The organism is Veillonella parvula, from assembly GCF_024461875.1.
In the GTDB taxonomy this organism is placed as follows: Bacteria; Bacillota; Negativicutes; order Veillonellales; family Veillonellaceae; genus Veillonella; species Veillonella parvula_I.
In genome coordinates, this window is the sequence record NZ_JANGAL010000059.1 from 1 (window position 1) to 260 (window position 260).

Below are 260 nucleotides of genomic sequence, written 5' to 3' on the forward strand. Positions count from 1 at the left end.
GTTAAAAGGCGCGGTAAAACAGGCGCTTGACGTACATCTTATGGTGACTGAGCCGATCAGGTATGTGAAAGAGTTCGCAAAATGCGGAGCGGATATCATTACTGTTCACTTAGAGGCGTGTGAAGATGTAAAGGCGACAGTGGATGAAATAAAGGCAAGCGGAGTGAAAGCAGGCATCACGATCAAACCGGCAACTCCTGTGAAAGAATTGATCCCGTATCTGGAGCTTGCGGATATGTTTCTCATCATGAGCGTTGAGC

General features: G+C 47.3%; 1 pseudogene. It reads left to right on the forward strand.

Annotated elements, in window-relative coordinates:
- Positions 1-260 (forward strand): annotated as a pseudogene (locus tag NE668_RS09855) (ribulose-phosphate 3-epimerase); the annotation flags it as partial.